At 58.6% G+C, this 26,460-nt stretch carries 23 protein-coding genes and 1 riboswitch; of the genes, 10 read left to right on the forward strand and 13 right to left on the reverse strand.

What is annotated here, in order from left to right:
- Positions 1-9 precede the first annotated feature (9 nt).
- Entirely contained in the window at positions 10-1,452 is a 1,443-nt protein-coding gene (locus IIA05_07885) for a coniferyl aldehyde dehydrogenase (GenBank protein MCH9027017.1), read from the reverse strand.
- Positions 1,453-1,570: 118 nt separating this feature from the next.
- Here IIA05_07885 and IIA05_07890 point away from each other — a divergent pair, with 118 nt between their 5' ends.
- The 4 genes from IIA05_07890 (at position 1,571) to pdxH (ending at position 5,904) form a co-directional block, all read left to right on the forward strand.
- Complete coding sequence (locus tag IIA05_07890; protein MCH9027018.1) at positions 1,571-2,680, forward strand: S-(hydroxymethyl)glutathione dehydrogenase/class III alcohol dehydrogenase; 1,110 nt, start codon at positions 1,571-1,573, stop codon at positions 2,678-2,680.
- Positions 2,681-2,688: 8 nt separating this feature from the next.
- On the forward strand, positions 2,689-3,549 hold the full coding sequence (gene fghA, locus IIA05_07895; protein ID MCH9027019.1) for an S-formylglutathione hydrolase: 861 nt from the start codon (positions 2,689-2,691) through the stop codon (positions 3,547-3,549).
- A gap of 91 nt (positions 3,550-3,640) precedes the next feature.
- On the forward strand, positions 3,641-5,119 hold the full coding sequence (locus IIA05_07900) for a gamma-glutamyltransferase (protein ID MCH9027020.1): 1,479 nt from the start codon (positions 3,641-3,643) through the stop codon (positions 5,117-5,119).
- A 95-nt stretch (positions 5,120-5,214) separates the two neighbouring features.
- Positions 5,215-5,904, forward strand: coding sequence for a pyridoxamine 5'-phosphate oxidase (gene pdxH / locus IIA05_07905; protein MCH9027021.1), 690 nt, complete (start codon positions 5,215-5,217; stop codon positions 5,902-5,904).
- A 19-nt stretch (positions 5,905-5,923) separates the two neighbouring features.
- Here pdxH and IIA05_07910 read toward each other — a convergent pair whose 3' ends face one another.
- Complete coding sequence (locus IIA05_07910) at positions 5,924-6,724, reverse strand: alpha/beta fold hydrolase (GenBank protein ID MCH9027022.1); 801 nt, start codon at positions 6,722-6,724, stop codon at positions 5,924-5,926.
- A 69-nt stretch (positions 6,725-6,793) separates the two neighbouring features.
- On the opposite strand from IIA05_07910, the gene IIA05_07915 reads away from it, so the two are divergent.
- Entirely contained in the window at positions 6,794-7,561 is a 768-nt protein-coding gene (locus IIA05_07915) for an ABC transporter ATP-binding protein (protein ID MCH9027023.1), read from the forward strand.
- Here IIA05_07915 and IIA05_07920 read toward each other — a convergent pair.
- Together IIA05_07920 and IIA05_07925 are read right to left on the reverse strand one after the other, a co-directional pair.
- Positions 7,543-8,346, reverse strand: coding sequence for a PhzF family phenazine biosynthesis protein (locus IIA05_07920; protein MCH9027024.1), 804 nt, complete (start codon positions 8,344-8,346; stop codon positions 7,543-7,545). The genes IIA05_07915 and IIA05_07920 overlap by 19 nt on opposite strands.
- Positions 8,343-9,101, reverse strand: coding sequence for an inositol-phosphate phosphatase (locus IIA05_07925; GenBank protein MCH9027025.1), 759 nt, complete (start codon positions 9,099-9,101; stop codon positions 8,343-8,345). The genes IIA05_07920 and IIA05_07925 overlap by 4 nt, the downstream gene beginning before the upstream one ends.
- 98 nt (positions 9,102-9,199) lie before the next feature.
- Positions 9,200-9,420, forward strand: a riboswitch (cobalamin riboswitch).
- A 107-nt stretch (positions 9,421-9,527) separates the two neighbouring features.
- On the opposite strand from IIA05_07925, the gene IIA05_07930 reads away from it, so the two are divergent.
- Positions 9,528-11,339 (forward strand): TonB-dependent receptor, encoded by a 1,812-nt coding sequence (locus tag IIA05_07930; protein ID MCH9027026.1) that lies wholly within the window; start codon positions 9,528-9,530, stop codon positions 11,337-11,339.
- A gap of 25 nt (positions 11,340-11,364) precedes the next feature.
- The gene (locus IIA05_07935; protein ID MCH9027027.1) at positions 11,365-11,919 is read left to right on the forward strand and encodes a cob(I)yrinic acid a,c-diamide adenosyltransferase; all 555 of its coding nucleotides are present in this window, start codon (positions 11,365-11,367) and stop codon (positions 11,917-11,919) included.
- Positions 11,920-11,925: 6 nt separating this feature from the next.
- Here IIA05_07935 and IIA05_07940 read toward each other — a convergent pair whose 3' ends face one another.
- Genes IIA05_07940 through ampD form a run of 3 tightly spaced genes read right to left on the reverse strand, consistent with a single transcriptional unit; the run spans position 11,926 to position 14,292 of the window.
- Positions 11,926-12,798: a cobalamin-binding protein gene (locus IIA05_07940; GenBank protein ID MCH9027028.1), complete on the reverse strand. Its 873-nt coding sequence runs from the start codon at positions 12,796-12,798 to the stop codon at positions 11,926-11,928.
- A 7-nt stretch (positions 12,799-12,805) separates the two neighbouring features.
- Entirely contained in the window at positions 12,806-13,720 is a 915-nt protein-coding gene (gene ampE / locus IIA05_07945; protein MCH9027029.1) for a regulatory signaling modulator protein AmpE, read from the reverse strand.
- On the reverse strand, positions 13,717-14,292 hold the full coding sequence (ampD, locus tag IIA05_07950; GenBank protein ID MCH9027030.1) for a 1,6-anhydro-N-acetylmuramyl-L-alanine amidase AmpD: 576 nt from the start codon (positions 14,290-14,292) through the stop codon (positions 13,717-13,719). Before ampD ends, ampE begins: the two co-directional genes overlap by 4 nt.
- Positions 14,293-14,334: 42 nt before the next feature.
- Here ampD and IIA05_07955 point away from each other — a divergent pair, with 42 nt between their 5' ends.
- On the forward strand, positions 14,335-15,153 hold the full coding sequence (locus IIA05_07955; GenBank protein ID MCH9027031.1) for a 16S rRNA (uracil(1498)-N(3))-methyltransferase: 819 nt from the start codon (positions 14,335-14,337) through the stop codon (positions 15,151-15,153).
- A gap of 28 nt (positions 15,154-15,181) precedes the next feature.
- Here the strand turns inward: IIA05_07955 and IIA05_07960 are convergent, their stop codons facing one another.
- The 6 genes from IIA05_07960 to pilG are packed head-to-tail and all read right to left on the reverse strand — an operon-like array spanning position 15,182 to position 24,392.
- On the reverse strand, positions 15,182-15,649 hold the full coding sequence (locus tag IIA05_07960; GenBank protein ID MCH9027032.1) for a hypothetical protein: 468 nt from the start codon (positions 15,647-15,649) through the stop codon (positions 15,182-15,184).
- Entirely contained in the window at positions 15,646-20,943 is a 5,298-nt protein-coding gene (locus tag IIA05_07965) for an Hpt domain-containing protein (protein ID MCH9027033.1), read from the reverse strand. The genes IIA05_07960 and IIA05_07965 overlap by 4 nt, the downstream gene beginning before the upstream one ends.
- Positions 20,944-20,948: 5 nt before the next feature.
- Positions 20,949-23,006, reverse strand: coding sequence for a methyl-accepting chemotaxis protein (locus IIA05_07970; protein MCH9027034.1), 2,058 nt, complete (start codon positions 23,004-23,006; stop codon positions 20,949-20,951).
- A 14-nt stretch (positions 23,007-23,020) separates the two neighbouring features.
- Entirely contained in the window at positions 23,021-23,602 is a 582-nt protein-coding gene (locus tag IIA05_07975; GenBank protein MCH9027035.1) for a purine-binding chemotaxis protein CheW, read from the reverse strand.
- Between the two features lie 4 nt (positions 23,603-23,606).
- The gene (locus tag IIA05_07980; GenBank protein MCH9027036.1) at positions 23,607-23,972 is read right to left on the reverse strand and encodes a response regulator; all 366 of its coding nucleotides are present in this window, start codon (positions 23,970-23,972) and stop codon (positions 23,607-23,609) included.
- 24 nt (positions 23,973-23,996) lie between these two features.
- A complete protein-coding gene (pilG, locus tag IIA05_07985) occupies positions 23,997-24,392 on the reverse strand; it encodes a twitching motility response regulator PilG (GenBank protein MCH9027037.1) in 396 nt (131 codons plus the stop codon).
- Positions 24,393-24,618: 226 nt separating this feature from the next.
- Here pilG and gshB point away from each other — a divergent pair, with 226 nt between their 5' ends.
- Positions 24,619-25,593, forward strand: coding sequence for a glutathione synthase (gene gshB / locus IIA05_07990; protein MCH9027038.1), 975 nt, complete (start codon positions 24,619-24,621; stop codon positions 25,591-25,593).
- A partial coding sequence (locus tag IIA05_07995) for an FAD:protein FMN transferase (GenBank protein ID MCH9027039.1) occupies positions 25,553-26,460 on the forward strand: 908 nt, incomplete at its 3' end. The genes gshB and IIA05_07995, both read left to right, overlap by 41 nt.

Here is a 26,460-nt window from a genome sequence, read left to right on the forward strand (position 1 = left end):
CCCGGATGCCTACCGGACAAGAAGCTTGAGCAGCCAGTCGGCAATTCTACGCCGTGGTGGGTAAACCAGCCGGGCGCTATTCAGCCACGGCCGGCTGAAAACGCTTTTTGCATGGGAAAATGTCAAAAATCCTTCTCGCCCGTGATACGCGCCCATGCCGGAATTCCCGATGCCGCCGAACGGCATATCGTGGATACCAATATGAAAAATCGTGTCATTGACGCACGCGCCACCGGATTGGGTTTGCTCAAGCACCCGCCTGACCGTTTTCCGGTCGCGGTCGAAAATATACAGCGCCAGCGGACGTGGCCGCCCGTTGATGTCGCTGATTACCTGCTCCAGATCCTCATAGGCCAGCACCGGCAGCAAGGGCCCGAAAATTTCCTGGCGCATGATTTCCATTTCATCGCTGACCTCGAAAACCAGGGTCAGCGGCATCCGGCGATCGTCCAGTAACTCATTTTTCGGGTTGATGACTTCGACCCGCGCACCCTTAGCCGTCGCGTCACTCAACAATGCATCAAGGCGATTCTTGTGCCGGTCATTAATAATGCAGGTGTGGTCCGGGTTGCCATCGAGGTACGGGTACATCCTGGCACAGTGTCTGCGTACGGCTGCCGCAAACTGATCGAGCTGGTTTTTCGGGCAGTACACATAGTCGGGAGCCAGGCAAAGTTGACCGGCGTTCATCGATTTTCCGAAACAGATGCGTTCGGCGGCGAGTTCCAGATCGGCGTTGGGGCCAATAATCGTCGGCGACTTGCCGCCCAGTTCCAGGGTCACCGGAGTCAGGTTTTCCGCGGCGGCCCGCATGACTTCCCGGCCGACATCGGTAGAACCGGTGAACAACAAGTGATCGAAAGGCAGGCTGACAAAATGGCGCGCGGTTTCCACGCCCCCGGTCACCACCGCAACCTCGTCAGCCGCAAAGGCTTCTTCGAGCATGAATCGAGTTGCCGCTGAAGTATGCGGCGTAATTTCCGACAGTTTCAGCAGCACACGGTTACCGGCCGCCAGCGCGTACGACAGCGGCTGAACCGCGAGAAACAGTGGCACATTCCACGGCGAAACGATGCCGACTACACCCAGCGGTTGGTAGTAAATCCTTGCACTGGCCGGCGCCATCAACCAACCGACATGGCGGCGTTCAGGTTTCATCCAGCGTCGCAAATGCCTTTTTAGATAAGCAATGTTTTGAATCGGCATCAGGATTTCGGCGAACTCGGTTTCCAGCCGGCTGCGGCCGCCAAAATCCGCATCGATCGCTTCGATCAGCTTTTCCTTGTGGGCCACCAGCGCCCGGTGCAAGCGGTTGAGGCGATCGACACGATCTTTGTGGCTCGGCATCGGCTGCTGGCCAAAAGCCTGACGCTGCGTATCCAGCAAGCTTTGCAACTCGCCGCGATCGGTCTCCGGGTGGACAGTCGTTACTTCGCTTGGCCTGACAGACATAGTGATTACCATAGAGACGGGCCTGCCGCGCGACGAACACCTGAGTCTGACAGGCTCCAAGCCTGTTAGTATTCGACCTTTGGACCAGTCTGGCAAGATCGAAGCGCAGGAGGAATTCATGAAAGCGAAAGCTGCTGTCGCCTGGGAGGCGGGAAAGCCACTGGAAATCGAGGAGATCGAGGTCGCCGGCCCGTTGCGAGGTGAAGTCCTGTTGCGCGTCGTCGCAACCGGCGTTTGCCATACCGACGCCTTCACATTGTCAGGCGATGACCCGGAGGGTCTTTTCCCGGCAATACTGGGTCATGAAGGCGGCGCGGTGGTTGTGGAAACCGGCGACGGCGTCAGCAGCCTCAAGCCCGGAGATCATGTCATTCCGCTGTACACTCCCGAGTGCGGTAGCTGTAGTTTCTGCACTTCCGGCAAGACCAATTTGTGCCAGAAAATACGCGAGACGCAGGGCAAGGGGTTGATGCCCGATGGGACCAGTCGTCTCAGCATAGGCGGCAAAACTCTTTTCCATTACATGGGTACCTCCACTTTTTCTGAATACACGGTGCTGCCTGAAATTGCCGTGGCGAAAATAAACCCGGAGGCTCCACTGGAGAAAGTCTGTCTGCTCGGTTGCGGCATCACCACCGGCATAGGCGCCGTCTTGAACACGGCCAAAGTCGAGCCCGGTTCGTCGGTCGCTGTATTCGGCCTGGGCGGAATCGGGCTGGCGGTGATCCAGGGCGCGGTCATGGCGCGCGCGGAACGCATCGTCGCCATCGACATCAACCCGTCGAAATTTGAGCTGGCGATGCAACTCGGCGCGACCGACTGCGTCAACCCACAGGACCATTCTTCCCCGATCCAGGAGATAATCATCGAGTTGACCGACGGCGGCGTGGATTACTCCTTCGAATGCATTGGCAATACCGATACCATGCGCGCGGCGCTGGAATGCTGTCACAAGGGATGGGGTGAATCGACAATCATCGGCGTTGCCGGCGCAGGCAAGGAAATCAGTACGCGACCGTTTCAACTGGTGACCGGGCGAGTATGGCGAGGCACCGCATTCGGTGGCGTAAAGGGCCGCTCTCAACTGCCAGGCTATGTCGAGCAGTATCTTGCCGGTGAAGTCAAGATAGACGAGATGATTACCCACACCATGCCGCTGGAAGACATCAACCAGGCTTTCGATCTCATGCACGAAGGCAAATCAATCCGCTCCGTCATTCACTTTTAGGGGCAGCCATGTCCGACAGCGCAATACCCACTCTCAACCTGAGCTCGTCAAGCCGACTGTTCGACGGCGACCTGCAAAGCTTCGAGCATTATTCGAAAAGTTGCGACTCCAGTATGCGGTTCTCGGTTTACCTGCCACCCCAGGCAAAAAAAACCAAGGTGCCGGCATTGTTGTGGCTTTCCGGACTAACCTGCAACGAAGAAAATTTCATGTTGAAATCCGGCGCACAAAGATATGCCGCTGAACTGGGGATTGCGCTGATCGCACCGGATACCAGCCCACGGGACACGGGAACGGCGGGCGAGGACGAGGACTGGGCCTTCGGCAGCGGAGCGGGTTTTTACGTCAATGCCACCCGCCTTCCCTGGTCGCGGCATTTTCAAATGTTTGACTATGTCAGCAAAGACCTGCTGGAGGTTGTCGCCGCGAATCTTCCGCTGGACATCGGGCGCGTGTCGGTCAGCGGTCACTCGATGGGTGGACACGGCGCGCTGATCGTGGCGTTGAAAAACCCGGGCATGTTCAAGTCGGTTTCGGCTCTCTCGCCGATTTGCGCCCCGGCGAAGTGTCCCTGGGGGGTCAAGGCATTCACCGGTTATTTTGGCGAGGACCGGGAGCGCTGGCGGCAATATGACGCCAGCGAACTGATCGGCCAGACCAAGGAAAAACTGCCTTTATTGATCGACTTTGGAGCGGCGGACGAATATCTCGAGGAACAGTTATTGCCAGGCCTCCTGGAGGATGCCTGCGTCAAGCATGACCATCCGCTGAAACTGCGTATGCATCCAGGTTACGACCACGGCTATTACTTTGTTGCCAGTTTTATCGGCGACCATCTCAAGTATCATGCCAGCGCGCTGGCGACCTGAAAACCAGGGCTGATCGAAAGACGGACGAATGCGCCCGGGCTATGAAACAACTCGAGGAGCCGGGGCAGACAACCGCAGCCCGGGCCTTGCCTTGGCCGCCGGCTCGGACTGCGCCGTTGCGGCTGCCCGCCAGATTGCAGACTTAGGCGGCAACGCCGTCGACGCAGCCATCGCCGCTGTCCTGGTCGCCGCGACAACCGAGCCTGGCGTCACCGCGCTGGGCGGCGGCGCCTACCTGACAATCTGGCCGCAGGACGGCCTCCCGGTCACCATAGACGGCAACGTGGAAATGCCGGGCCGAGACGGTATCCCCGCCGCACCCGATCTGGATGCGGTGCACATGGAGTATGGCGGTGGCATAACCACGCTGGTTGGCAACGCATCGATCGGCACGCCAGGCGCAATCGCCGCCTGCGGCCGCGCCGGAGAACAATTTGGCAAGCTGCCCTGGCAAACGCTGCTGCAACCGGCGATCGACACCGCAAGAAATGGCTTTCCGCTGAGCATGGCCTGCTGGTCATATCTGCAATATTCGGCAAAACCCATTTTTTCCCGCAGCGAGGAAGGCCGGCGGGCATTACTGACCCCCGCTGGCGGAATCAAGGCAGCCGGCGCCAGGATCTGTCTTCCGAAGCTCGCCGACAGCCTGGAGATCATCGCACGCGAGGGACCTGACAGCCTCTATACCGGCAGCCTGGGCCGCCGGATCGCCGGGGATATCATCAAGTCCGGCGGAGTCCTGAGCGCAACCGACCTGGCTTGCTACCAGGTTATAGCCCGTAAACCAGTCATGGTGGAACTCAATGGCTGGAAAATCGCCGGCAACCCGCCGCCGGCCGCCGGCGGAACCAGCCTGGCGGCAATGCTCCTGTTGCTGGAGAAAAATGTTGAGGCCGGCACTGATTGCCAGTCGATACTGGTGGATGTTCAGCGGAAAATCATGCGGCTCAGAAAGGAGATGGCCGGCCTCGTCGATCCGGCGCCTGCAGCATTTGCGTATCTCGAAAAAACCGCGCGGGGAATATCGGCGCCCAACACGGTGCATGTATCCGCTGTCGACAAAAGCGGGCTGGCATGCGCGGTTACCTGGTCGGCGGGATACGGTAGCGGCCTGATGCCGGGTGGCGCGGGAATCTGGATGAACAATTGCCTGGGCGAAACCGAGCTCAACCGTCGCGGTATCCTGACCGATCCGCCCGGTACCCGGGTCCCTTCGAATATGGCGCCGACCATTGCCAGGAACGAAAATGGCAGCGTACTCACGATCGGATCGCCGGGCGCGGAAAGAATTACCACGGCATTGCTGTATACCCTTTACTACGTAATTTTTGAGTCACTGCCACTTGCGGAAGCCATAGAAAAACCGAGGGCGCACGTCGAGAAATCGGCTGCGGGCCTGGCTATAGCCTGCGAACCTGGCGCCACGCAAGATGACACAAATCTGCCCCTGCGACGCTTCGATGGGCTCGACATGTTTTTTGGCGGTGTGACCGCGGCAGCCCGGCTGGCGGATGGCAGCCTGATCGCGGCAGCCGACCCTCGGCGTACAGGTGCGACGCTGGTCTGTTAAGTACATGATATGGGTCAATGAACGAATCATGCTGGCCGATTAGCATCCCATCTGAGAACATCCCGTCTATCCCCAAAAATCATCAGGTCCCGACCATGCACCATGATCACGAACATTTTCTTCCCGAAAGTTTGCCGGAGGACCCACTGCAAACCGTGGATGAGTGGCTGACTTTTGCGAAAGAAAATGCGGACCGGCCCAATCCGGACGCGATGATCCTGGCGACCAGCGGACCATCCGGAATGCCTACCTCCCGGGTGGTCCTGTGCAAGGAGCTGGTGAGAGATCCGGGTTACCTGGTTTTTTTCACCAATTACCTTTCGAAGAAAGGCCGCGACCTTGCCTGCAACCCCCAGGCATCTGCCGTTTTCCACTGGGACCAGCTGCGCCGGCAAATACGCATTGAGGGACAAGTAACGAAATCTCCGGCAGCGGAATGCGATGAATATTTTGCCGCGCGGCCATGGCCGCGCCAACTGAGCGCCTGGGCGAGCCACCAGAGCGAGCCGATAGCATCGCTGGGCCACATGCAAAAGCAGGTTGAGCAGGCGGCAAAAAAATTGGGGCTGGAACTTGCCGCGCTGGAATCGAGTGGGCTGGCGCCCGCGGATATCCCCAGGCCGGAGCATTGGGGCGGTTACCGTCTGTGGATTTCCAGCGTGGAATTATGGGCCGAAGGCGCCGGCCGAATCCATGACCGTGGTTTGTGGACCCGTGATCTGACCGTGGTTGGCGACCACGCTATCCAGGCCGGGCAGTGGCAATCGACCCGATTGCAACCCTGAATTTTTCTTGGCCTGCCTGTCACCGAGACCGCTCAGTCGATACCTCGTCCAGAAAATCCAGCACGATTTTATTCAGCGCTGCGGCCTGATCCACCGGGGTCGCATGGCGGCTATCGCCGATCACCTCCAGGCGTGCGTTAGGCATGTGCTCAAGATACTTGCGTTTTTCCTCGACCGGCGTGTAGTCCTGATCCGCACTGATCATCAGCACCGGCATGACCAGCACGCCGAGCCGGTCCACGATCGACCAGCCCACCAACGCCTTGAGCGCTTCCACGTATGACTTCCGGTCATTGCGCGCATAGCGTCCGGCCATTTTCCCGGCGACCACGCGGTGCTTTTCTTGTGGCAGCAGGCGTCGGGTCACCAGGCGGGCCAGCAGTTTCATGCCGAACACGCGGACGATAAAAATGCGCAGATAGTATTCAAGGCGCTTGGCCGCCGTATCCAGGACAAAACTGGGCAGGCTGTTGAGAATGATCAGACTCCTGACCCGCTGCGGCTTGTCCACGCCCATCTGGAAGGCGACGGCCCCGCCCATCGAATGGCCAAACACATGGCAGCGATCGATGCCGAGGTGATCAAGCAGCTTGAACATATCGTTGGCATATTCGGCGATGCTGTGCGGCCGGGTCAGTTTGTCGCTGCGCCCAAAACCCACCAGGTCCGGCGTAATGACTTGGTAATGAGATGCAAAGGCGGGCACTTGCTCCCCCCAGTCCAGAGCGCTGGATCCCAGCCCATGTAACAACAGCAGCGGCTCGCCGGCCCCGCTCTTATCATAGTAAAGCGAAAAACTGCTTATTCTGACTACCGGCATTAACCACTCCCGTGTGACCAGAATCGAATAATCGTCAATAATGACAAGACAGTGGAGCCCGCAGCAAGCATGAACAAATTACTGGAATGCGAAAAACTGGATATCGTTGTGGCCGATCGCTGCCTGGTACAGCGGCTGGACCTCGCGTTGTGTGCGGGGCAAATGACTTGCCTGCTCGGCGAGAACGGAACCGGAAAGACATCGACGCTGCACACCCTGGCGGGACTGCTGCCAATCCCGTCAGGACAGGTCCTGGTGGTCGGCAAGCCGCTGGATCAATGGCAGCGCCGAGAGCTGGCCCGGAAACTTGGTTTGCTGATGCAGGACAACGAAGACGCTTTCCCGGCCAGCGTCATGGAAACGGCGCTGATCGGGCGGCACCCGCATCTGGGCCTGTTCGCATGGGAATCCCGGCAGGATGTATTGCTGGCCGAGAGCGCGCTGAGCGAACTGGGCCTGGGCGGGCTGGAAAAAAGATCGGTCGAAACACTGTCCGGCGGTGAAAGAAGGCGCCTGGCGATAGCCACCTTGTGGATCCAGGATACCGATATCCTGTTGCTGGACGAGCCGATTACCCATCTCGACCCCCGCCACCAGTTACAGATCTTGCGCCAGCTCCGGCAACTGGCGGATCAGGGGAAAACTGTGCTGGCCAGCCTGCACGACGTCAACCTGGCCAAGCGATTTTTCGATCACGCGCTGCTGCTAAGTGGAGACGGCAACTGGCAATCCGGGCCGACCCGTGAAGTATTGAATGTCGACAATCTGCAGCGGATTTTCCACACTCGATTCACTGCAATATCACACGCTGGAAGTGACTACCTGGTCGCAAACTGACTATCCGGGATGCGGATTTCGCCCTGCATGTATAAAACCGCCTGCCCGGCGATACCCACCCGGTCGCCTCGCATCGTGCATCTCAAATAGCCTCCCTGCTCGGAAATCTGCCTGGCCTCGAGGCGGTCCTTGCCAAGCCGGGCTGACCAGTAAGGGGTCAAGGTGCAATGCGCAGACCCGGTGACCGGGTCCTCGTTGATCCCCGCCTGGGGTGCAAAAAACCGCGAGACAAAATCGACATCGCTACCCGGAGCGGTCACGATGACGCCGATCCTGTCGAGTTCGGCCATGCAGGCAAAATCGGGCTGCAAATCCAGCAACTGCTGTGCCGACTCGAAAACCGCGAAGTAATAACTGGCCAGCCTCGCTTCCATGGGCTCGCATCCGAGGCTCTTGACCAGTTCCGGCGTCGCGGCAATTTCAACACCCGGGTCGGATGGAAAATCCAGCTCATACCAACCGCTTTCATGGGTAACGCCGAGCGGTCCGCTGGCCGATTCAAAACTGACCCGGTCACAGCCTGGTTCAAGAAACTCCCGGATCACCATCGCCGATGCCAGCGTTGCATGACCGCACAACGGCACCTCGTAGGCGGGAGTGAACCAGCGTATCTCGTATTCGCCGTCTCCGCCGACCAGGAAAGCGGTCTCCGACAAATTGTTTTCCCTCGCGATACTCAGCATCAGCGCATCCGGCAGCCACTCCTGCAACGGGCATACGGCTGCCGGGTTGCCCCTGAGCACCTGGTCGGTAAAAGCGTCGACCTGGTAAATCGGCAATTTCACAGATACTCCTTTACCCGGTCATGCAGCGAGCCGTTGCTTGCCAGCACGGTCGTGGTTGCCAATCCTATGGCTTCAAGATCAAGGTCAGTGAAGCGACCGCCGGCTTCCTCGACAATCACGCAAAGCGCGGCAATGTCGAGGATATTGACATCTGACTCGACGACCACATCGATACGGCCGGACGCGAGCAAGTGATAGTGATAAAAATCGCCATAACCGCGGGTGCGATTCACTTTGCCCAGCAGCTTGCCGTAAGCCGGCCAGCGCTCGCCCGCAGCCAGGCTGGCGATGTTGCCCGAGGACAACGTGGCCTGCGCAAGCTCAGCGCAATCGCTGACCGAGATTCGCTCGCCATTCAGATACGCACCCAGGCCCCTGGCCGCCCAAGCCTGCTCGCCAAACCATGGCGCATTGGAAACACCAACCACCAGTTCGTTTTTGAAACTCAACGCGATCTGCGTAGAAAAAAACGGGTAGTGCCGGATAAAACTCTTGGTGCCATCGAGCGGGTCCACCAGCCACAGGAAATCGCCGCCGCCGCTGCGCCCCTTCTCTTCACCATAAAATCCGTGGTCCGGATAGCGTTCGCTGATGATGCCGTGTATCGCCTGCTCCGCAGCGGTGTCCGCCTCGGTCACCGGCGTCTGATCGGGCTTGGTCTTTATATCGAGTGCTTGGCCGTAATAGCGGCTGATCACTTCCGCGGCGGCATCGGCTGCCAAACGCGCCGTTTCAAGATATTCGCTGAACATCAAGCGCATCCGCAACAACAAAAAATACATATTACCTCAGGCTGACCATTGATTGGCCGACGACGAACGGGTCCGACTTGACAGCCCCCATGGCCAAACATAGAGTTCGTGCTCCATCAGGTGCAGGCAGCATGGCTGCCCGGGAAGCCGGTGCGCTGGGCTAAAGATCCAGTCATTCCGGCACTGCCCCCGCAACGGTGATCGAGGCAAGCTTCATCAACACGGTAAGTCCGTGAGTCCACTGCGTAATACGCGGGAAGGAGATGAAGCCGGCGTAAGCCACTCGTCAGTCCGGAGACCGGCCCGATGGTCCACATACCGACGCCGCGGAGGGCACAGCGTCAATGGGTCGTTACCCCCACTGCTTCCTCCACGGACCGGTATTTTTCCGGTCTCGATCACCCACGGGTGCGTGGTAAGGAGCCAACAATGAAAGCAGTATTTTTTCTAGCCGCGATGGCGGCAATATCCCCCCAGACCGTTGCTGCCTGTTGCGAGGACGACAAGGCACGCCTTCAGCAAATCGTGGTAACGGCTACCCGGGAAAAGCAGTCCCTGGCAAGCACGCTGGCGCCGGTCCTGGTCATCGATCGCGATGAAATAGAACTCAGCCTGGCCAGGGACCTCGCCGACCTGTTGCGTTTCCATGCCGGGCTGGAAATCTCGCGCAACGGCGGCACCGGTCAAACCACGTCCGTGTTCGTGCGCGGCACCGACAGCAATCATGTGCTGGTCATGATCGATGGCATCAAGATCAACCCGGGCACTATCGGTGGCGCGGCGATCCAGAACATTCGCCCGCAGATGATTGAACGCATCGAAATCGTCAAAGGGCCACGCACCAGTCTGTACGGCTCGGATGCGATCGGCGGCGTGATCAACGTGATTACCCGCAAGGCGGACGGCAAAGTGGAATTCAACGCCGGCGGCGGGCGTTATGGGACCTACGACCGCGGCGTGGCGGTTAGCTGGCAGGACGAGGGCAATGCCCTGTATGCGTCGTTCAGCCGCTTCGATACCGATGGCTTCCCGGTGCGGACCGGCAGCAGCGTCGATCGTGGCTATGACAACAACAGCGCGCGCTTGCAGGGCAACACCCGCCTGGGAAAACTGGATCTGGAACTTTCCTTCTGGCAGGCCAGTGGAACCAGCGAGTACCTGGATTTTTTCGCGCAGCCGGTCAGCCAGGACTATCGCAACCAGACTTTGTCGTTGGGGCTCGGTTTCGCCCCGGATGAAAACTGGAGCAGCCGCATCACTTTGGCGCAGCTTAGCGACGACATAGACCAGAATGACAGCATGGACTTCGTGCGCACCGAGCGCACGACACTGGACTGGTATAACAGCTTCGCAATCGGTGACAACCAGCTTCTGTCGGCTGGAATTTATTTGTCCAGGGAGCATGCAGAAAGCCTTTCCTTTGGCACCGGCTTCGATCGTGACCGGGACGATTACGCTTTCTACCTGCAGGATCAGTTCGGCTGGGACCGGCACCAGTTGTTGCTGGCCATGCGCTATGGGGATTTTGAGAGTTTTGGCGGCATCAGCACCTGGAATATCGAGTACGGGTACCTGGCCACGGATTCACTGATGCTGACCGCGTCTTTGGGTACCGGTTTCCGGGCGCCGGATGCCACCGACCTGTTCGGTTTCGGCGGCAACCCCGATCTGCAGGCCGAGGAATCCAGGAATGTCGAACTGGGCCTGCGCTGGCAATTCACCGACTACACCAGCCTTTCCGTGCAAGCCTTCGAAAACGACATAGACAACCTGATCCAGTTTGTGGTCATCGACCCGGCAACCTTTGCCGGCCAGAACAGGAATGTCGCGAAAGCCAGGATCTCCGGGCTCGAAATGACCTGGCGTTTTCGGAACGATGGCTGGGACCTGCGCAGCAGCCTGGTTTTCCAGGACCCGCAAAACATCAGTGACAACCAGCAGTTGCTGCGCCGCTCGAAACGCAGCCTGACCCTGGGAATAACCAGGCATTTGCAGTCGCTGGCCCTCGGCTTCAGCCTGCTGGCCACGGACCAGAGAAAAGATTTTGGCTTTCCGGCGCCGGTCGATATCGGCGGCTACACGCTGCTCAATTTTAACGGCCGGTTTACGATCGGCAAGCACTGGCAGTTGAGCTTGAAGGTGGAGAATCTGCTCGACAAGGAATACCAGACAGCGGCGGGTTTTAACAGCTCCAAACGGGCTGCCTTTATGGCGCTAAACTACCTGTTGCCGGCGAAATAAAACCGCGGAAACGGAGGCAGAGCCGATGGGACATCGTCTGAGCAAGATCTATACGCGCACCGGCGACAAGGGAGAGACCGGGCTGGGCGACGGCAAGCGAGTCAGCAAGGACCACCTGCGGGTTGAGGCCTTCGGTTGTGTCGACGAGACCAACAGCGCCATCGGCATGGTGCTTGCGAGTGCCGGATTACCGGAGCCGGTCGTCGATTGCCTGGTCGAAGTGCAACATGACCTGTTCGATCTGGGCGGAGAACTGTGTATTCCCGGTCACGCGGCGATAACGAGCGAGTTTGTCGCTCGCCTGGAAACCCAGCTCGATCAGTTCAACGCCAACCTGCCGGCCCTGAAGGAATTCATCCTGCCGGGCGGCGGGCCCGCGGCGGCGACCTGCCACCTCGCGCGCACCGTTTGCCGGCGGGCCGAACGCCGCGTCGTCAGCCTGTCGGCGCTGGAAAAAAATATCCGGCCAGAAGCGATCCAGTACCTGAACCGCTTGTCCGATCTGCTGTTTGTGGTTGCGCGGGTGCTGGCCCGCCACGAACAAGGCAGCGAAGTACTCTGGAACCGCGACCGGGCTTAATCGAGCTTAGCCAATCTGCGTGATTTTCAGGCGCGCCCGATCGAGCAGGCGGCATACCTGGGCCGCGCCATCCGCCAGGCGCAGACCGGCCCGAGCCAGCAGCGATGCGTCCACCAGGTACAGATTTTCGAGCCTGACCGCGGCGACCGAGGGGAAATCCAGCCAGATATCCAGGGGGTTCGCGCTACCTGTCCGAGCAGACAGGATGACCTGCGGGTTGCGCAGCAATACCGCCTCCATGCTGACCACCGGCGCCAGGCTGTCAATATCTGCAAAAATATTTGTCCCGCCACACAGCGAAACCACCTCACTGATAACTTGTTTGCTGCCGACTGTAAACAGGGGCCGCTGAGCAACCTGGTAAAAAACACGGATCGGCGGTTTGCGCAGATTTTCGACCCGCAGGCGGTCGATTTTCGCAAGATATAGCTCCGCCGCGCGCCCGGCCCGCTCTGCGTGACCGGTCAGCTCCCCGATACGGCGAAGCTGGACAGCAACCGATCCCAGCCCGGTTGCCGCCAGTTCGAGCACCCGGTAACCATCACCGCGAAGTGCATCGATCAGGGTCTGTGGATTGCCGCCTGGCCAAGCCAATATCAGATCCGGTCGCAGCGCTGCCAGTTTTTCCGAATCGATCCTGAATGCGTCGCCAATTCTTGCGATGCTCAGCGCCTCCGGCGGATAGTCGCTGTATTCGACGGTCCCGACCAGCAGATCGCCGGCACCGACAGCAAATACCAGTTCAGCAAGATGCGGGGACAGGGCAACGATACGCTCTGGCTTCTCGAACTCCACGGGCTGGCGGACTTGCGCTTTCGTTTCCGGTGCGGTTATCGCCAGAAATGCCGTCCCGACCAGAACGGACAGCAGGGTCTTCATGCAGGGTTCAGACCGCCCAGCCCAGCAAGGTCAAAACGGCGATCGCGAAAACCCAGACAAACAGCGCTCTTTGCACCAGCCGGATTGCCGCACGGGCACTGCACGCCTGCGGATCCTCGTCCAGGAGGTCGCCGCGAATCTCTTCCAGCGCCCCCCGGCCGACCGCGGCAAGCAACTCTTTAGTCTTGATGTAGCTACGCAATTTGCTCCGCTTGGCTTTCGCGTACGCACGCCATGCGGAAAATGCGCCATCAAAACTTCCGGCAATCGCATAGCCTATCGCCAACAACCGGGATGGGATCCATACCAACAGCCCGTGTATCCAGTATATGGAATCACCCGCGGCGGCGGCTTCGTCGTTTTTATCCTGCAGACGCGCAGCCTCGTAGGACTTCCGCCTGCGAAACAAGTCGGTGACCCGAAACATCCAGGCGCCGACCGGCCCGAAAACCATAAACCAGAACACGACGGCAAAAATCCGGTTGACTGCCTGAAAAAGAACGGCCTCTTCGACCACAAGTTCCCTCTCACCCGGATCACGAGGAAAATCGCTTTCCGTCAGTTCCTTGGCGCTGCGCCCGATTTCTTCTTCATCCCCTTTGCTGCGCGCATCGCAAAAACCCCGCACCTCCTCCTGGAGATCGCGCGGCCCCAGGGAAAAAATCAACAACAAGATCGCAAACAACAAATAGAGCAATTCATTCAAGACATCGCGAAAGCCAACGGCGACCAGCAATATCGGCAACACCGGGATCAGGATAATGGCTATAACCGCGAGGGTTTGCAGCCAGGCGCCCATATTGCGCGACCGTGCGAGACCCCAGTCGAAGTAGGCATCCAGCCAGCGCGGCTCACGAAGATGCAACAAATGGGTAACCAGCCGTTCCAGGCATAGTCCGATAATTAATGCGATCAGGTTCATAGGGTCTGCGACTCTTTCTCCGGATTCTGCAAAAAACGACCCAGCAGTTTCCAATCGAAACCAGGGCCTGGATCCAGCTTGCGGCCGGGCGAAATATCGCTGTGGCCGGTAATCTTTTCCGTAGTCAGATAAGGATAGGCTTTGCAAAGTGTCATAACAACCTGGCACAGGCTTTGGTACTGGGCCATTTCAAAAGATCCGTCATCCGTCCCTTCAAGCTCTATACCAATGGAAAAATCATTGCAGGCCGCGCGACCGCAATACGCCGACTCGCCAGCATGCCAGGCTCTTCGGTCAAAGGGCACAAACTGAACCAGCCCGCCGTCTCTCCTTATCAACAGGTGTGCGGAAACTTTTTGCCGGCAGATTTCGCGGAAATACGGATGCTCATCCGGCGGTAATTCGTTGGCGAAAAACTTTTCTATCCAGGGTCCGCCAAACCGCCCGGGTGGCAGGCTGATGCAATGAATCACAATCAGTTCAGGCTGGCAGTCAGGCGGCCGCCGATCGCAATTGGGTGAGGAGACCTGTTTCGCCGCGTCCAGCAATCCGGTTTTCGAGTTGATTTCCATCCGCGCAGCCTAGTGTTTCACATGCATGCATTTTGCCACAGCTTGAACCGCTTGGGACGCGCGGCGACAATCTACATCCATGGGCACGACAGCCAGCAATGGTGGACTGAACGCGTGAGGCTCAGCCGGATATATCACAATCAGCAACTGGGGGGCGCGCGTCACGCGATGCTCGGCGAGGCGGCGAGCCGGCATCTGATTCGTGTCCTCAGGCTCAGGCCCGGGGCAAAATTGATTGTTTTTGATGGCGGCGGTGGAGAATACCCTGCCCGGATCAGCAAGATCACCAACGGCCAGGTCGAAGTGGCCCTGTCCGAGCCGCACCACCCGATGACCGAGTCACCGGTCGACATCACGCTGGCCCAGGGGCTGATCAGGGGAGAACGCATGGACCTGGTCTTGCAAAAAGCAACCGAGCTTGGCGTCAGCCGAGTCATCCCGGTGGCGATGGAGCGTTGCGTAACCAGGCTGAGCCCCCGGAGGCTGGAAAAAAGAATGCAGCATTGGCAGAACGTGGTCATCGGCGCCAGCGAGCAGTGTGGCCGCACCGTCTTGCCGGTCATCGAATCTTTGCAAAGCAGCGCGGAGCTGATCGAGAACGCTACCCAAAGCGCATACCCCTTGCGCCTATTGCTGCAAACCGATTCAGCAACCCGGATCGATGACATCCGGCAGACTCCGGGCCGCCGAATTCTCCTTTGGGTCGGACCGGAAGGCGGTTTTGGCAAAAACGAAACGGCGGCGGCGGCGGCAAAAGGATTCTGCAGTCTGCGTATGGGCCCCAGGATCTTGCGCACCGAGACCGCTGGCCTGGTCGGTCTGAGCCTGTTGCAAGCCAGGTTTGGAGACTTGGCGCAATGAGGCGTTGAGGTAGCGGTGAATCCTGTGCTCAGGATCCCACTGCATCGACGATCATTGCTTCCAGCTTTTCCAAATCCGGCACCAGGGGATATTCATTGACCATCCGAAGCCGGCATAGGATCGGCAAATTGGCGTTTTTTTTCTCATCGGGCTCCTTACGCAGAACTCCCGGGTTGACTCTGACCAGCTGCGGAAAACCCTGGCTTACAATGCCAAAGAAGCGTCCCGGAAATGCGCTGCCGGTCGCGTGAAAAATAACGACTCTGCTACGCCGGCCCGTTTCGGGAATCTTGTCGCCGCAGCATCCTTCGAAAGAAACAGTCGGTACAAATCGGCCATCCCAGCGCAGGTCTCCCAGATACCAAGCGTAATCCGAGCCGTTGCCTTCCGGTATCGAAAAGCCGACGACTTCAGCAACACAAGCGCGTGGGACCAGCAGGCGCCTTTCCGCCAACGGAATCAGAAGACTGTATAGCTCCTGGCTGGTCTCGCTCATTGGCCCCGTTTCGCAACCAGCGGCTCGATGGCATCCAGCAGCTGGCTTTCCTGGTATGGCTTGCCAAGATAATCATTTACGCCGAGTTCGATCGCTCTTGCACGATGTTTTTCGCCGGTACGCGAAGTAATCATAACGATGGGAATATTGACCAGGCGGTCGTCAGTACGAATCCTGGACGCTAGCTCATAGCCGTCCATACGCGGCATTTCGATATCCAGCAAAATAACGTCCGGGATATGTTCCTGCAGCAAGGCCTCCGCATCGATACCATCCTTGGCTGTAATAACCCGCATACCGTTTCGCTCCAGAAGTCTCTGGGTAACGCGGCGAACAGTAATCGAATCATCCACCACCAGCACAAAAGTCCGCGTATCTTTTTTGCGCGCGATCGGTTGCGGACGCCGGCGCGCGGCATCCGAGCGGACCAGCCCACCGAGATCGAGTATTAATGCGATGCTGCCATCGGCGAGTATGGTGCCACCCGATATGCCCGAGATTCCGGCCACCTGGGGTCCGACCGATTTGACCACGATCTCACGGCTGCCGAGCAGCTCGTCGGCAACCAGCGCCGTCGAATGCGAGCCCGCCCGAACCAGGATAATCGACACCGACAAATCTTCGTCGGCAAACCCGGCCGAATGACCGCCGGTAAAATGAGCGAGGTGACGCAAGCGGTACTGTCGTCCGCCATACTCGAACTCCGGGTCTTCCTGTCCAAGCAGTTCGCTGACCTGATGACGCGGCATCCGAGCGATACCTTCCACCGTCGGCAAAGGCAAGGCATAGAACTCGTCACCCACCCTGACCACCATGGCCTGCGTGATCGCCAGCGTGAACGGCAGCCGGATAACGAAGCCGGCGCCCACGCCAAGTGTAGATTCTACGTGTACAGACCCGCCCAGACGTTCCACTTCCGTGGAAACCACGTCGAGCCCAACGCCGCGGCCGGCTGTCTGCGTCACTTTGCTGGCGGTTGAAAACCCGGGGCGGAATATCATCTGCAAAACCTGCTCGGATGGCATGGATTCGTTGACATCGAGCAAGCCGCTGGCTATCGATTTCTTTCTGATCTCCTCGGCATCGATTCCCCCGCCATCGTCGGAGACCCGGATCATCATTTCCGAGCCTTCCCGTTTCAGGGCAATACAAATATCCCCAGTCTCGGGTTTACCGGCCGCCTTGCGCGCTGACTCCTCCTCGATGCCGTGAACCACCGCATTGCGAAGAATATGTTCAAGCGGCTGCAACATGCGTTCGAGCACCTGCCGGTCAAGTTCACCGCTGGCGCCTTCGAGCCTTAACTCGGCTTTTTTGTTCGCGTCACCGGCTGTCTGGCGCACTATCCTGTCCAATCGTTTTTCATAACGATTAAAAGGGACCATGCGAGTCCGCATCAGGCTGCTTTGCAAATCCGCGGTTAGCCTTGCCTGTTGCGATAACAGGGAATCCGATTCCTGAAATAACTTTTCGAGCAAATCCTTGATGCTGGCGACGTCGTTGACCGATTCGGCCAAGGCCCTGCTCAATTGCTGAATCATCGAATAGCGGTCAAGCTCCAGAGGGTCGAAATCACTGGTTTCCGACTCCTCCTGATGGCGATGCAAAATCTGGGTTTCGGTCTCCAGTTCCATATTGCGCACCTGGGCCCGCAGGCGCGTAATCGTGCGCGACAATTCCGCGAGGTGAAAATCGGTCGACCGCATTTGCTGATCGAGGCGTGACCGATAGATGCTTATTTCGCCAGCAAGATTCAACATCTCGTCGAGCTGATCTGCCTCTACGCGTGTGTATTCCTGGCGTTCCAGCGATTCCTTCCGCATCGGCATCGCGGACGACTGTTGCGGTACCGGAATCGCCGACAAATCTTCCGTTGCTGGCGGCTCCGCGACAGCGGTTGGCGGGGTCGCCACGGGCTGATCCTCGCTGGCTTTTTCCCGGGGCGTCGCTGCGCCTGGTTGTACTCTTGCCGCACGCACCGGTTCCCGGTCCGAAAATTCCTGTGCTTGCCGGTCCTCGGCCTGCTCGCCTTGCTGGCCTGGCGCGGTTAGCTGCGCCGCTGCTTTCCTGGCATCACTGCCGGCACCATCCATCAAGCTGGCAATCTCTTGCTGTAGATCGTTTCTGGCTGCCACCTGCTGCCCAAAGCTCACCGTCTCACGCATTGCATGCAAACCATCCAATGAGGCCTGCAGGACTTCCGCCAACGAGTCGCTAAAGCTCAGTTGATCCTGGCCGATCATATCCAGCAAAGACTCAGTCTCGTGACTGAGATTTCCCATTGCCGGTATACCGGCCATGCGTGCGCCGCCTTTAAGCGTGTGCAGGCATCGTTTCAGTTCTGCAAGCGCGGTCTGGTCAGCTGCGTCGGCGCGCAGGCCGGACAGCGCTGTCTCCGCAGTATCCAGCAGTTCAGCAGCCTCTTCACTGAAAATCGACGCGATTTCGCTGTCGAACTCGACCTCTGCTTCCTCAGCCCGCGGCTCAATTTCTTCCCCGTCGCCAGCGTCTTCCTGCTCAGCATCCAGCTTGGCTTCGAGATCGTGAAGTCGCTCGATCAGCCCGTGGTGACTGGGGAAAAAACCCGTATCCTCATCGAGATGACTGATAATCCGGTCAAACGATGCGACGACATCGTGGCAGACCTTGATGCCGGCCATGTCGAGTCCCTTGCCCATGTCGTACAGTTTGCGAACCAGGTGGTCCAGTGGCTCGGCGACCTTTACCCCTTGCATGGCCCCCGCCATTTTTGCGCTGCCATGTAAGGTATGGCAGGCCCGGTACAGCCTCTCAGTAATCGGATAGGGTGCGGCGCCAGCGACACAGGCTTGCAGGTAATCGCGAATGATCTTGAGATGGCCGGTGGTTTCCTTGACGAAAATTTTCCTGAGTACCGGGTCCATTTCCGGCTCAGGCACGTCTTGCGCCGGCTCCTGACCCGCGGCCTCGAGCAGGCCGTCAATGTGCGGCGCAACCATGGTGGCATCACCGATATCATCGACAGCGGCGGCTTGTTCAATTTCCGACTCAACGGGACCAGGTTCGGCCAGGCGGACCGCCAGCGCCACCAGCCCTGCGACGTTGGTCTTGGTCTTTCTGCCAACCTCCAGTTCCTCGACCAATTCCGGCAGCACCGCGCAACTGACGGTCAGCAACCTGATCATCTCAATATCGAGCTCCAGCGTACCGTCGATGATCCGGTTCATCAGGTTCTCAACCGCCCAGGAAAATTCGGAGATCCGTCTGGCGCCAACCATCCGGCCACTGCCCTTGAGCGTGTGGTAGGAGCGCCGCATCCGACGCAAAGCCTCATGGTTGCCGGTGTCCGCTTTCCAGATCGCCTGCTGCTTCCTGATCACCAGAATTTCGTCGCGCGCTTCCTCGATAAACAACTCGAGAAACTCGGGATCCAGCCTTTCGCCCGGATCGCCTGTTTTTAGGTCCAGCACCGGCAGTTCTTCGACAGTTAGCCTGGCCTGCTCTCTCACCTCGCCCCGTGGCCATTCTCCGGCTTGCCGGACAACGACGGTCGCATCCTGGTCCGCTTCGTCTACTGCCGGGATTCGATCCATTTCCCCGAGCGCTGCCAGCGCCTCGAGACAGTTATCGATATTGCCCAGCATGTACCAGGGGTCGCTACGGCCATTTCTCATTGTTTCCAGGTAATACTCGACGCTGACGAGTGCATCGGCGAGCAGATCCAGCCCCCTGGCGCTGATCGATTCCAGCCCAGGTTGCACGTATTGCCGAATCAGGGCGCTGATTTTCTCCGTTTGCTCGACCGCACGCGATTTTTCCAGCATCAGCAGTCCGGACACGACGCCGCGCATCAAGTCGGGAACCTGGTCCATCGGCTGGAACTCGCCGTGATTCAGCGCATGGCTCATCGCGTCCTTTACTCTTGCGAGATTGACCAGGCATTCTCGCAGCACCGCATCGGCAACCGGACGAAATTCGCGTGCCGCATCGCTGTCTTCACCTTCCGCTACCTGCTTTTTTTCTGGCGTCGGTAAAATCAGCTTTAGCAACGCGTCATCCAGGTTATCCTCGACCTGGAGCAAGGCGGCGGCCATCTGCAAAAAATCAGCTTCCTCGAGTGAATCGTCGCCACTCAAAAGCACCTGCAGACGGCTGGTCTCATTCATGACCAGGGTGCGCAGATCACCCAGCCCAAGCACGCCGAGCGTATCGCTTATTTTCTTGAGCAATTCGGCCTGCGGCATCAACTCCTGCACGGATTCCATACCGGTGCGAACGAAAATATCGAGTACATCCTTTACATTGGCCAGATCTTCCTTGATAGCCGCGGCAACTGTTTTCATCAGCTTCACGCTTGGCGCAGACAGACCCTCGCGTGCCCGTTCAATTTCCTCATCGCCGGGCAGAATTTCGTCCAGTTTGAAAGCACGCTGGATCGCAGCAACGCGCGTGCCGTTACTGGTGGCGCGGCCGATGTAATACAGCAGGTTGTTGCGCAATTCGGCGGAACTGTCCCCGCCGTCGCCTTCCTCGCCAATATCGACCAATCTTTTTATTTGTCGATCCGCCTGGCCGAGCAACCGTTTTAACGACACGCTGGTCTCCAGCCCCTGGTCGCTCAGGGCCTCGATGATGCCGCCTACAACCCACCAAAGCTGCTCTACCTCGCGGTTGCTTGCCGCCAGCTCCAGGCTTTCCGCGATCTCGGACAGGATTTCGAGTTCCTTTCCGGGATCGCTGCCGCGTATCCAGCCAAGCAAACTGTTTTGAAATCTCGGTCGCTGACGCGCTGCAACTTCCCGGATATCGAGTTGCTTATCGATAACTTTTTTGCCCGGTGAAGCTGCGGGTTGCCTGTCAGCGGTGAGATTCAGCAGCAGCAATGTCCCTTCAGACCACAGCGGTCGTCCACGAACCGAGCGGAGATCGTTGAGCAGGGGCAAGAGAATCAACGCGATATCACGGCCGCCATTGATAACCCGATCCAGGTAAACCGGTAACTGAATCATCGAGCGACTCAGCGCCTCCAACGCATCGGTTTGCGTTTTCTCTCCACGCTGGCTCTTGAGGAGATAGGCAATAACTTTTTCCATCTCCTCGGCCAGCAACGCCGCGCCATAAATTTCGACCAGACGCAGCACCCCTTGGACTACATGCAGATGCTCCGCTGCCTGCCGCAGAATCTGCTGTTGCCCGTGATCCTCGATATACTCCTCAAGGGCGACGCGCGCGCACTGCAGGGTCTCTGACAGACCCTGGCTAACCAACTCCAGGTTTTGCCGGGTTATTTCACCGCCGTACCGGTTGTCGGACACCTGATTCAAACCTGCACTGCCTCGTCGCGGTCGTCCCCCGCATTCAATGCATCGACGAGGTTCGGTTCGACCAGCGGTGCGTCGGCTGTTTGTTTCCCCACCGCCGGGCTGTCGTTTCCGGTTTCGTCGTCCGGCAGGGTGAAACCTGCCACCGAGCGCTTGAGTTGAGTCGCCAGTTCAGCGAGCTTGCGAATCGACGCCGAAGTCGCGCTCGTGCTTTCCGCGGTTTGGTCGCTGATTTCCCTGAGTACTCCCGTATTGCGGGAGATATCGGCAGCAACCAGCGACTGTTGCCTGGCTGAATCGGAAATATTCTGTACCAGGGAAGCGATCTGGTTTGAAACCTGTTCGATTTCCTCCAGCGCCGCACCGGCGTTTTCAGCCAGCAGCGCGCCGCCAACCACATCGGTCGTGCTGCGCTCCATTGAAACAACTGCTTCATTGGTATCCGACTGGATCGTGCGCACCAGGACTTCGATCTGCTTGGTCGCATTGGTCGAGCGTTCGGCCAGACGCTGAACCTCATCGGCGACCACCGCGAATCCTCTGCCCGCCTCGCCGGCCATGCTCGCCTGTATCGAAGCGTTCAATGCCAAAATATTCGTTTGCTCGGCAATATCATTGATCAGCTCGATAATATTGCCGATTTCCTGCGAGCTTTCTCCCAACCTTTTGATGCGCTTGGACGTATTCTGAATGGTTTCGCGAATCCTGTTCATCCCCTCGATCGTCCGGCGTACAGCATCGCCGCCTTTGTGGGCGACATCAACCGAATGGCGCGCAACATCTGCCGCACGTTCCGCGTTACCCGACACTTCCTCGACGGAGTTGGCCATCCGGGCGATCGATTCGGTCGTGGAACCAACCTGTTGAGCCTGGGTCTCGCTGGCCGCTGCAAGATGGCTGATCGTGGCTTCTGACTGCCTGGCAGCCGCATCCACCAGGATCGAGGAATCCCTGATCGTCGTGACCAGGTTCCTCAATGCCTCGATCGCGTAATTGATGGAGTCGGCGATAGCGCCGGTAATATGCTCGGTTACCGTTGCCTGCACGGTCAGGTCGCCATCTGCAAGATTACCCAATTCATCCAGCAACCTGAGTATTGCTTGCTGGTTGCGCTCATTCTGACGGGCATGCTCCTCGGCAACCCGCTGTATATTGGCGCTCGAGAAATAGAACCAGACCACGCCCGCCAGAAATAACAGCGCAGCTACCAGGATGATGAAATGCAGGGCCGGGCTGGCAAGCAGCCCCCCGGCCGGACCCGCTTCGTCAACCGCGGTTGTAATTTTACCGCGCAGGCTATTGGCCACCGCGATAAGATCGGCGCCCGCGGCCAGTGAACTGACGCTGGCGGCAACGCCCTCTGCCGCGGCCCGCAACACCGGCGCTACTGTCTGGTAGGCCAGACCGACTTCGTCCGCAGCTTGGCCGCCAAATTGCTGATCGCCCAGCAATTGTTCAACTTTAGCGGCCAGATTTTCTGCGGTGGAAGCAATCTGCGTGCTGAATTCTTCGACTCCAATCTGCCCGTCCTTATACGACTGCAGGATCACCACTGCGGAACCAGTGAGACCGGCAGCCTGTTCCAGGCTCTCCCGCTGATCCTGCCAGCGGCTGCCGAGCAGGCTCGCCGACATGCGCTTCAGTACAGTGATAAATACGCCGGCATCGATAATCGCCTGATCGACGGCGGCCGGTAATCCTTGCGCCTTATCCTGCGCAGCGAGCAGCCCGTTCATGGCAATGCTGAATGCCTGCCAGTCCCCGGATAACCCGGCTTCGATACCGGCCCCGGCAAGCTTTTCCCGGGCCGACGCCACTGCCTCCTTGAGGTCAGCGAGTTGCCGATAGCCCGCGCTCTCGCCCTTGCCGGCGCTGCTTACGGCCTCCGCCACGGCACCGAGCCGCTGGTCCAGAAGGCTTACGCCGAGGGCCCTGGACTGGCTGGCGCTGCTTGCGCGACTGCCCATGTAGGCGGTCAACAGCGCCAACAGCAACATCAGGCCCAGCGCACCCATCAGCGCAGGCAGCCATTTAACCGAATCAAAATTGTCTGTCATTGATATATTCCGTTTCAGGACGTTACCGGCCCGATATCCGCCGCATTCAGAAATTCATCGCTTTCGACGAGGCTTTTCAGGCTCAGAACGGGCCAGATTTCGCCGCCTTGTGCAAAGGAGCCCCTGAGAAACCGATCGCAGCGGATCACCGTTTTTGGCTTCTCACGGTTTCTTTGGCTTTCCGGAAAGCGCCGGAACCCCAGTACCTCATCAACCAGCAGGCCGGCCGGCACATCCCGATGATTGACCGACAAGACCCTGGCGCGACGGCTGTTTGCCGCGATGCCGCCGCCAAAAAAATGGTTGATGTCAATCAGCGGCAAAAGTTGCCCGCGTATATTGACCAGCCCACGCAGCCAGTGCTTCGCCCCCGGGACCCTGGCAACGCCGGACGGCAGCGTCAGGACTTCCCGGATTTCATCCCTGGCCACCAGAAATTGTTCGTCTCCCAACCGAAAACCAATACCGACGTATTCCTTTTCCTCAGCGGTCTGCTTCTGGCTCCCCGAAGCTGCCGCTCGCGCCCGCCTTTCCATTTCCAGCAACAACTCGAATGGCCGGTCAGTCAGCTTCTTCAACCCGGATGAATTCTTCATGGTCTCACTTTTCGAGCACCGAACGGGCAATCGCAACAAGCTCGGAATCGGCGAAGGGTTTGACGATGTAGTCGATGGCTCCCTGGCGCATCCCCCAGATGCGATCCGTCTCCTCTCCTTTGGTGGTCACCATGATGATCGGTATATCGGCGGTCTCAGGATCATTGCTGAGTTGCCGGGTCGCTTGAAAACCGTTGAGTCCCGGCATGACCACATCCATCAGGATAAGGTCCGGCTTGAGTTTCTGTGCCATGCGAATTCCTTCGGCGCCATCGCCGGCCGCGGCCGTATCAAATCCGTGTTTGCGCAGCGCTTGCCGCATAACGTGCACTTCGGTGGGTGAATCATCGACTATCAGCACCATCGCCATATCTTTCTCCTGTCCAGTCCCCCTTCAAGCGCGGACGTGGCTCGCAATCGCGCCTAGCAACTCGTCCTTGGTAAACGGCTTTGTCAGGTATTGCTGTGAGCCGACAATTCGCCCCCTGGCACGGTCGAAAAGACCGTCCTTGCTGGAAAGCATGATGACCGGAATCGACCTGAAAACCTTATTGTGTTTGATCAGCGCGCAAGTCTGGTAGCCGTCGAGGCGTGGCATCATAATGTCCACGAAAACGATATCCGGTTGGTGATCGGCAATTTTGGAAAGGGCGTCGAATCCGTCCACCGCGGTAAACACCTCGCACCCTTCCCTGGATAGCAAAGTCTCGGCTGTTTTTCGTATGGTTTTGCTGTCATCGATAACCAGCACCTTGAGGCCAACAAGATTCGGTCGATTTTCCTCAGCCACTAGCGCTACTCCTGTTCGCTGCCACCTGCCGGTCCATTCTGGAGGTGTGAAAAAATCTTTGCCAATCCGATCAGTGAATCACTGTGTTGATGGGGGTTTTAACATATTGGGACCGCTGCCGTCATCCAGACGGCAAGCGGCTCAGTGAGGCCGCCCTTTGCTATTATGCGGGTACTGGCGTGGCAGTAGAATACCCCGTCCAAACGGGCCGGAGAAGCAAAAGAATATGAACAAGAATCCAGTCAGGCTCGGCGTCGTCATGGACCCGATCGCCGATATCAAACCTTACAAGGACAGTACTTTCGCCATGTTGCTGGCCGCGGCCGCCCGTGGCTGGATCTTGCATTACATGGAGCAGGCTGACCTGTGGGTGGAAAACGGCAAGGCGATGGCCACGGCCAGCCTGCTGGCTGTGCGCGACCAGCCAACCGACTGGTTTACCCTGGGCGAAAGCAAGGACATGGAATTGGGCGATCTCGATGTCATCCTGATGCGCAAAGACCCGCCGTTCGACATGGAATACATCTATACCAGCTATATACTCGAACTGGCGCAGGATCAGGGCGCCCTGGTGGTCAATGATCCCGCCAGCCTGCGCGATGCCAACGAAAAGGTTTATATGTCGTGGTTTCCGCAGTGCTGTGCGGAAACTTTGATTACCCGGTCGATCGCCCGCATCCGGGAATTTGCCAAAACCCATGACAAAATCGTTGTCAAACCGCTGGATGGCATGGGGGGGCGATCGATTTTTATAGTCGCTAGTAATGATCCCAATACCAACGTAATAGCCGAAACCCTGACCGATTTCGGTCAGCAATTCACGATGGCACAGCGGTTTTTGCCGGAAATCAACGAAACCGGCGATAAGCGGATCTTGCTGATCGATGGTGAGCCAGTGCCCTACGCGTTGGCCCGTATTCCGGCGGAGGGAGAAGCCCGGGGAAATCTTGCGCTCGGCGCCAGTTCCCAGGGCGTGCCGTTGAGCGAACGCGATTACTGGATATGCGCCCAACTGGGCCAGACCCTGAAAGAAAAGGGACTGCTGTTTGTGGGACTGGATGTGATCGGCGACTACATGACCGAAATCAACGTGACCAGCCCGACTTGCATCAGAGAACTCGACGCAGAGTTTGATCTGGATATCGGCGGCCTGATCATGGATGCGATTCAGTCAAGGCTGGCAGAGGGGCCCAAAAATTAGACGCCTGCTGATTATCGGCGCCGCGCTGCTAGTGGTCTCCTGCGAGCCGGGATCGCCGGTCTGGCACAGCGCATTCCCCGCTTTCGGAACGCAAATCGAGATTTCCATCGCCGGCGTGCCGGAGACCCGCGCACGCCAGGCAAGCGATAGGATCAGAATCTTGTTCGAGGCGCTGCATCATCGCTGGCATCCCTGGGCCGATGGCGAACTCGCCAGGTTAAACGCGCAACTGATGGCCACCGGGTCGGCGACCGCCGATGCCGAGCTGCTCGAGATGGTCCGGCAGGCGATGGCTTATACAAGGCTCAGCGGCGGCCGCTTCAACCCGGCCGTGGCTGCGCTGGTCAGGGAATGGGGGTTTAACCAGGCGGCGCCGATCTCGGCTCCACCGGACCCGGCAAAATTGCTGGAATTACTGGCGGCGATGCCCAGCCAGCAGCATATAGACTGGTTGCCAGGCCGCCTCGTGTCGCCGACCGGGGGCTGGGCAATCGATCTGGGTGGATTCGCCAAAGGGCTCGCCGTCGACCGCGCGATAAAACTGCTGCGCGAAGCCGGTATCGAAAACGCCATCGTCAATGCGGGCGGCGATCTGCGCGCAATGGGTCGACGCAATGAGCGCGCCTGGCGCATAGGAATTCGCCATCCCCGCCGCCCGGGCGTGATCGCCGGCATTGATATCGACGGCGATGAAAGCGTTTTTACCTCGGGCGATTACGAACGTTTCTTCGAATACCAGGGGGTTCGCTATCACCATATTCTTGACCCGGAGACAGGCTATCCCGCGATCGGCACCGTGTCGCTGACCGTCATCGCCGGCAACGGCGCACTCGCCGATGCATCGGCAACGGCGCTGTTCGTCGCGGG

Source organism: Pseudomonadota bacterium, assembly GCA_022572885.1.
Classification (GTDB): domain Bacteria; phylum Pseudomonadota; class Gammaproteobacteria; order Steroidobacterales; family MnTg04; genus MnTg04.

Excerpts from the sequence above, each read along its gene's own strand:
- IIA05_07885 (MCH9027017.1), bottom strand. The coding sequence starts at position 1,452 with ATGTCTGTCAGGCCAAGCGAAGTAACGACTGTCCACCCGGAGACCGAT.
- IIA05_07890 (MCH9027018.1), top strand. The coding sequence starts at position 1,571 with ATGAAAGCGAAAGCTGCTGTCGCCTGGGAGGCGGGAAAGCCACTGGAA.
- fghA (MCH9027019.1), top strand. The coding sequence starts at position 2,689 with ATGTCCGACAGCGCAATACCCACTCTCAACCTGAGCTCGTCAAGCCGA.
- pdxH (MCH9027021.1), top strand. The coding sequence starts at position 5,215 with ATGCACCATGATCACGAACATTTTCTTCCCGAAAGTTTGCCGGAGGAC.
- IIA05_07910 (MCH9027022.1), bottom strand. The coding sequence starts at position 6,724 with ATGCCGGTAGTCAGAATAAGCAGTTTTTCGCTTTACTATGATAAGAGC.
- IIA05_07915 (MCH9027023.1), top strand. The coding sequence starts at position 6,794 with ATGAACAAATTACTGGAATGCGAAAAACTGGATATCGTTGTGGCCGAT.
- IIA05_07930 (MCH9027026.1), top strand. The coding sequence starts at position 9,528 with ATGAAAGCAGTATTTTTTCTAGCCGCGATGGCGGCAATATCCCCCCAG.
- IIA05_07935 (MCH9027027.1), top strand. The coding sequence starts at position 11,365 with ATGGGACATCGTCTGAGCAAGATCTATACGCGCACCGGCGACAAGGGA.
- IIA05_07940 (MCH9027028.1), bottom strand. The coding sequence starts at position 12,798 with ATGAAGACCCTGCTGTCCGTTCTGGTCGGGACGGCATTTCTGGCGATA.
- ampE (MCH9027029.1), bottom strand. The coding sequence starts at position 13,720 with ATGAACCTGATCGCATTAATTATCGGACTATGCCTGGAACGGCTGGTT.
- ampD (MCH9027030.1), bottom strand. The coding sequence starts at position 14,292 with ATGGAAATCAACTCGAAAACCGGATTGCTGGACGCGGCGAAACAGGTC.
- IIA05_07960 (MCH9027032.1), bottom strand. The coding sequence starts at position 15,649 with ATGAGCGAGACCAGCCAGGAGCTATACAGTCTTCTGATTCCGTTGGCG.
- IIA05_07970 (MCH9027034.1), bottom strand. The coding sequence starts at position 23,006 with ATGACAGACAATTTTGATTCGGTTAAATGGCTGCCTGCGCTGATGGGT.
- IIA05_07975 (MCH9027035.1), bottom strand. The coding sequence starts at position 23,602 with ATGAAGAATTCATCCGGGTTGAAGAAGCTGACTGACCGGCCATTCGAG.
- IIA05_07980 (MCH9027036.1), bottom strand. The coding sequence starts at position 23,972 with ATGGCGATGGTGCTGATAGTCGATGATTCACCCACCGAAGTGCACGTT.
- gshB (MCH9027038.1), top strand. The coding sequence starts at position 24,619 with ATGAACAAGAATCCAGTCAGGCTCGGCGTCGTCATGGACCCGATCGCC.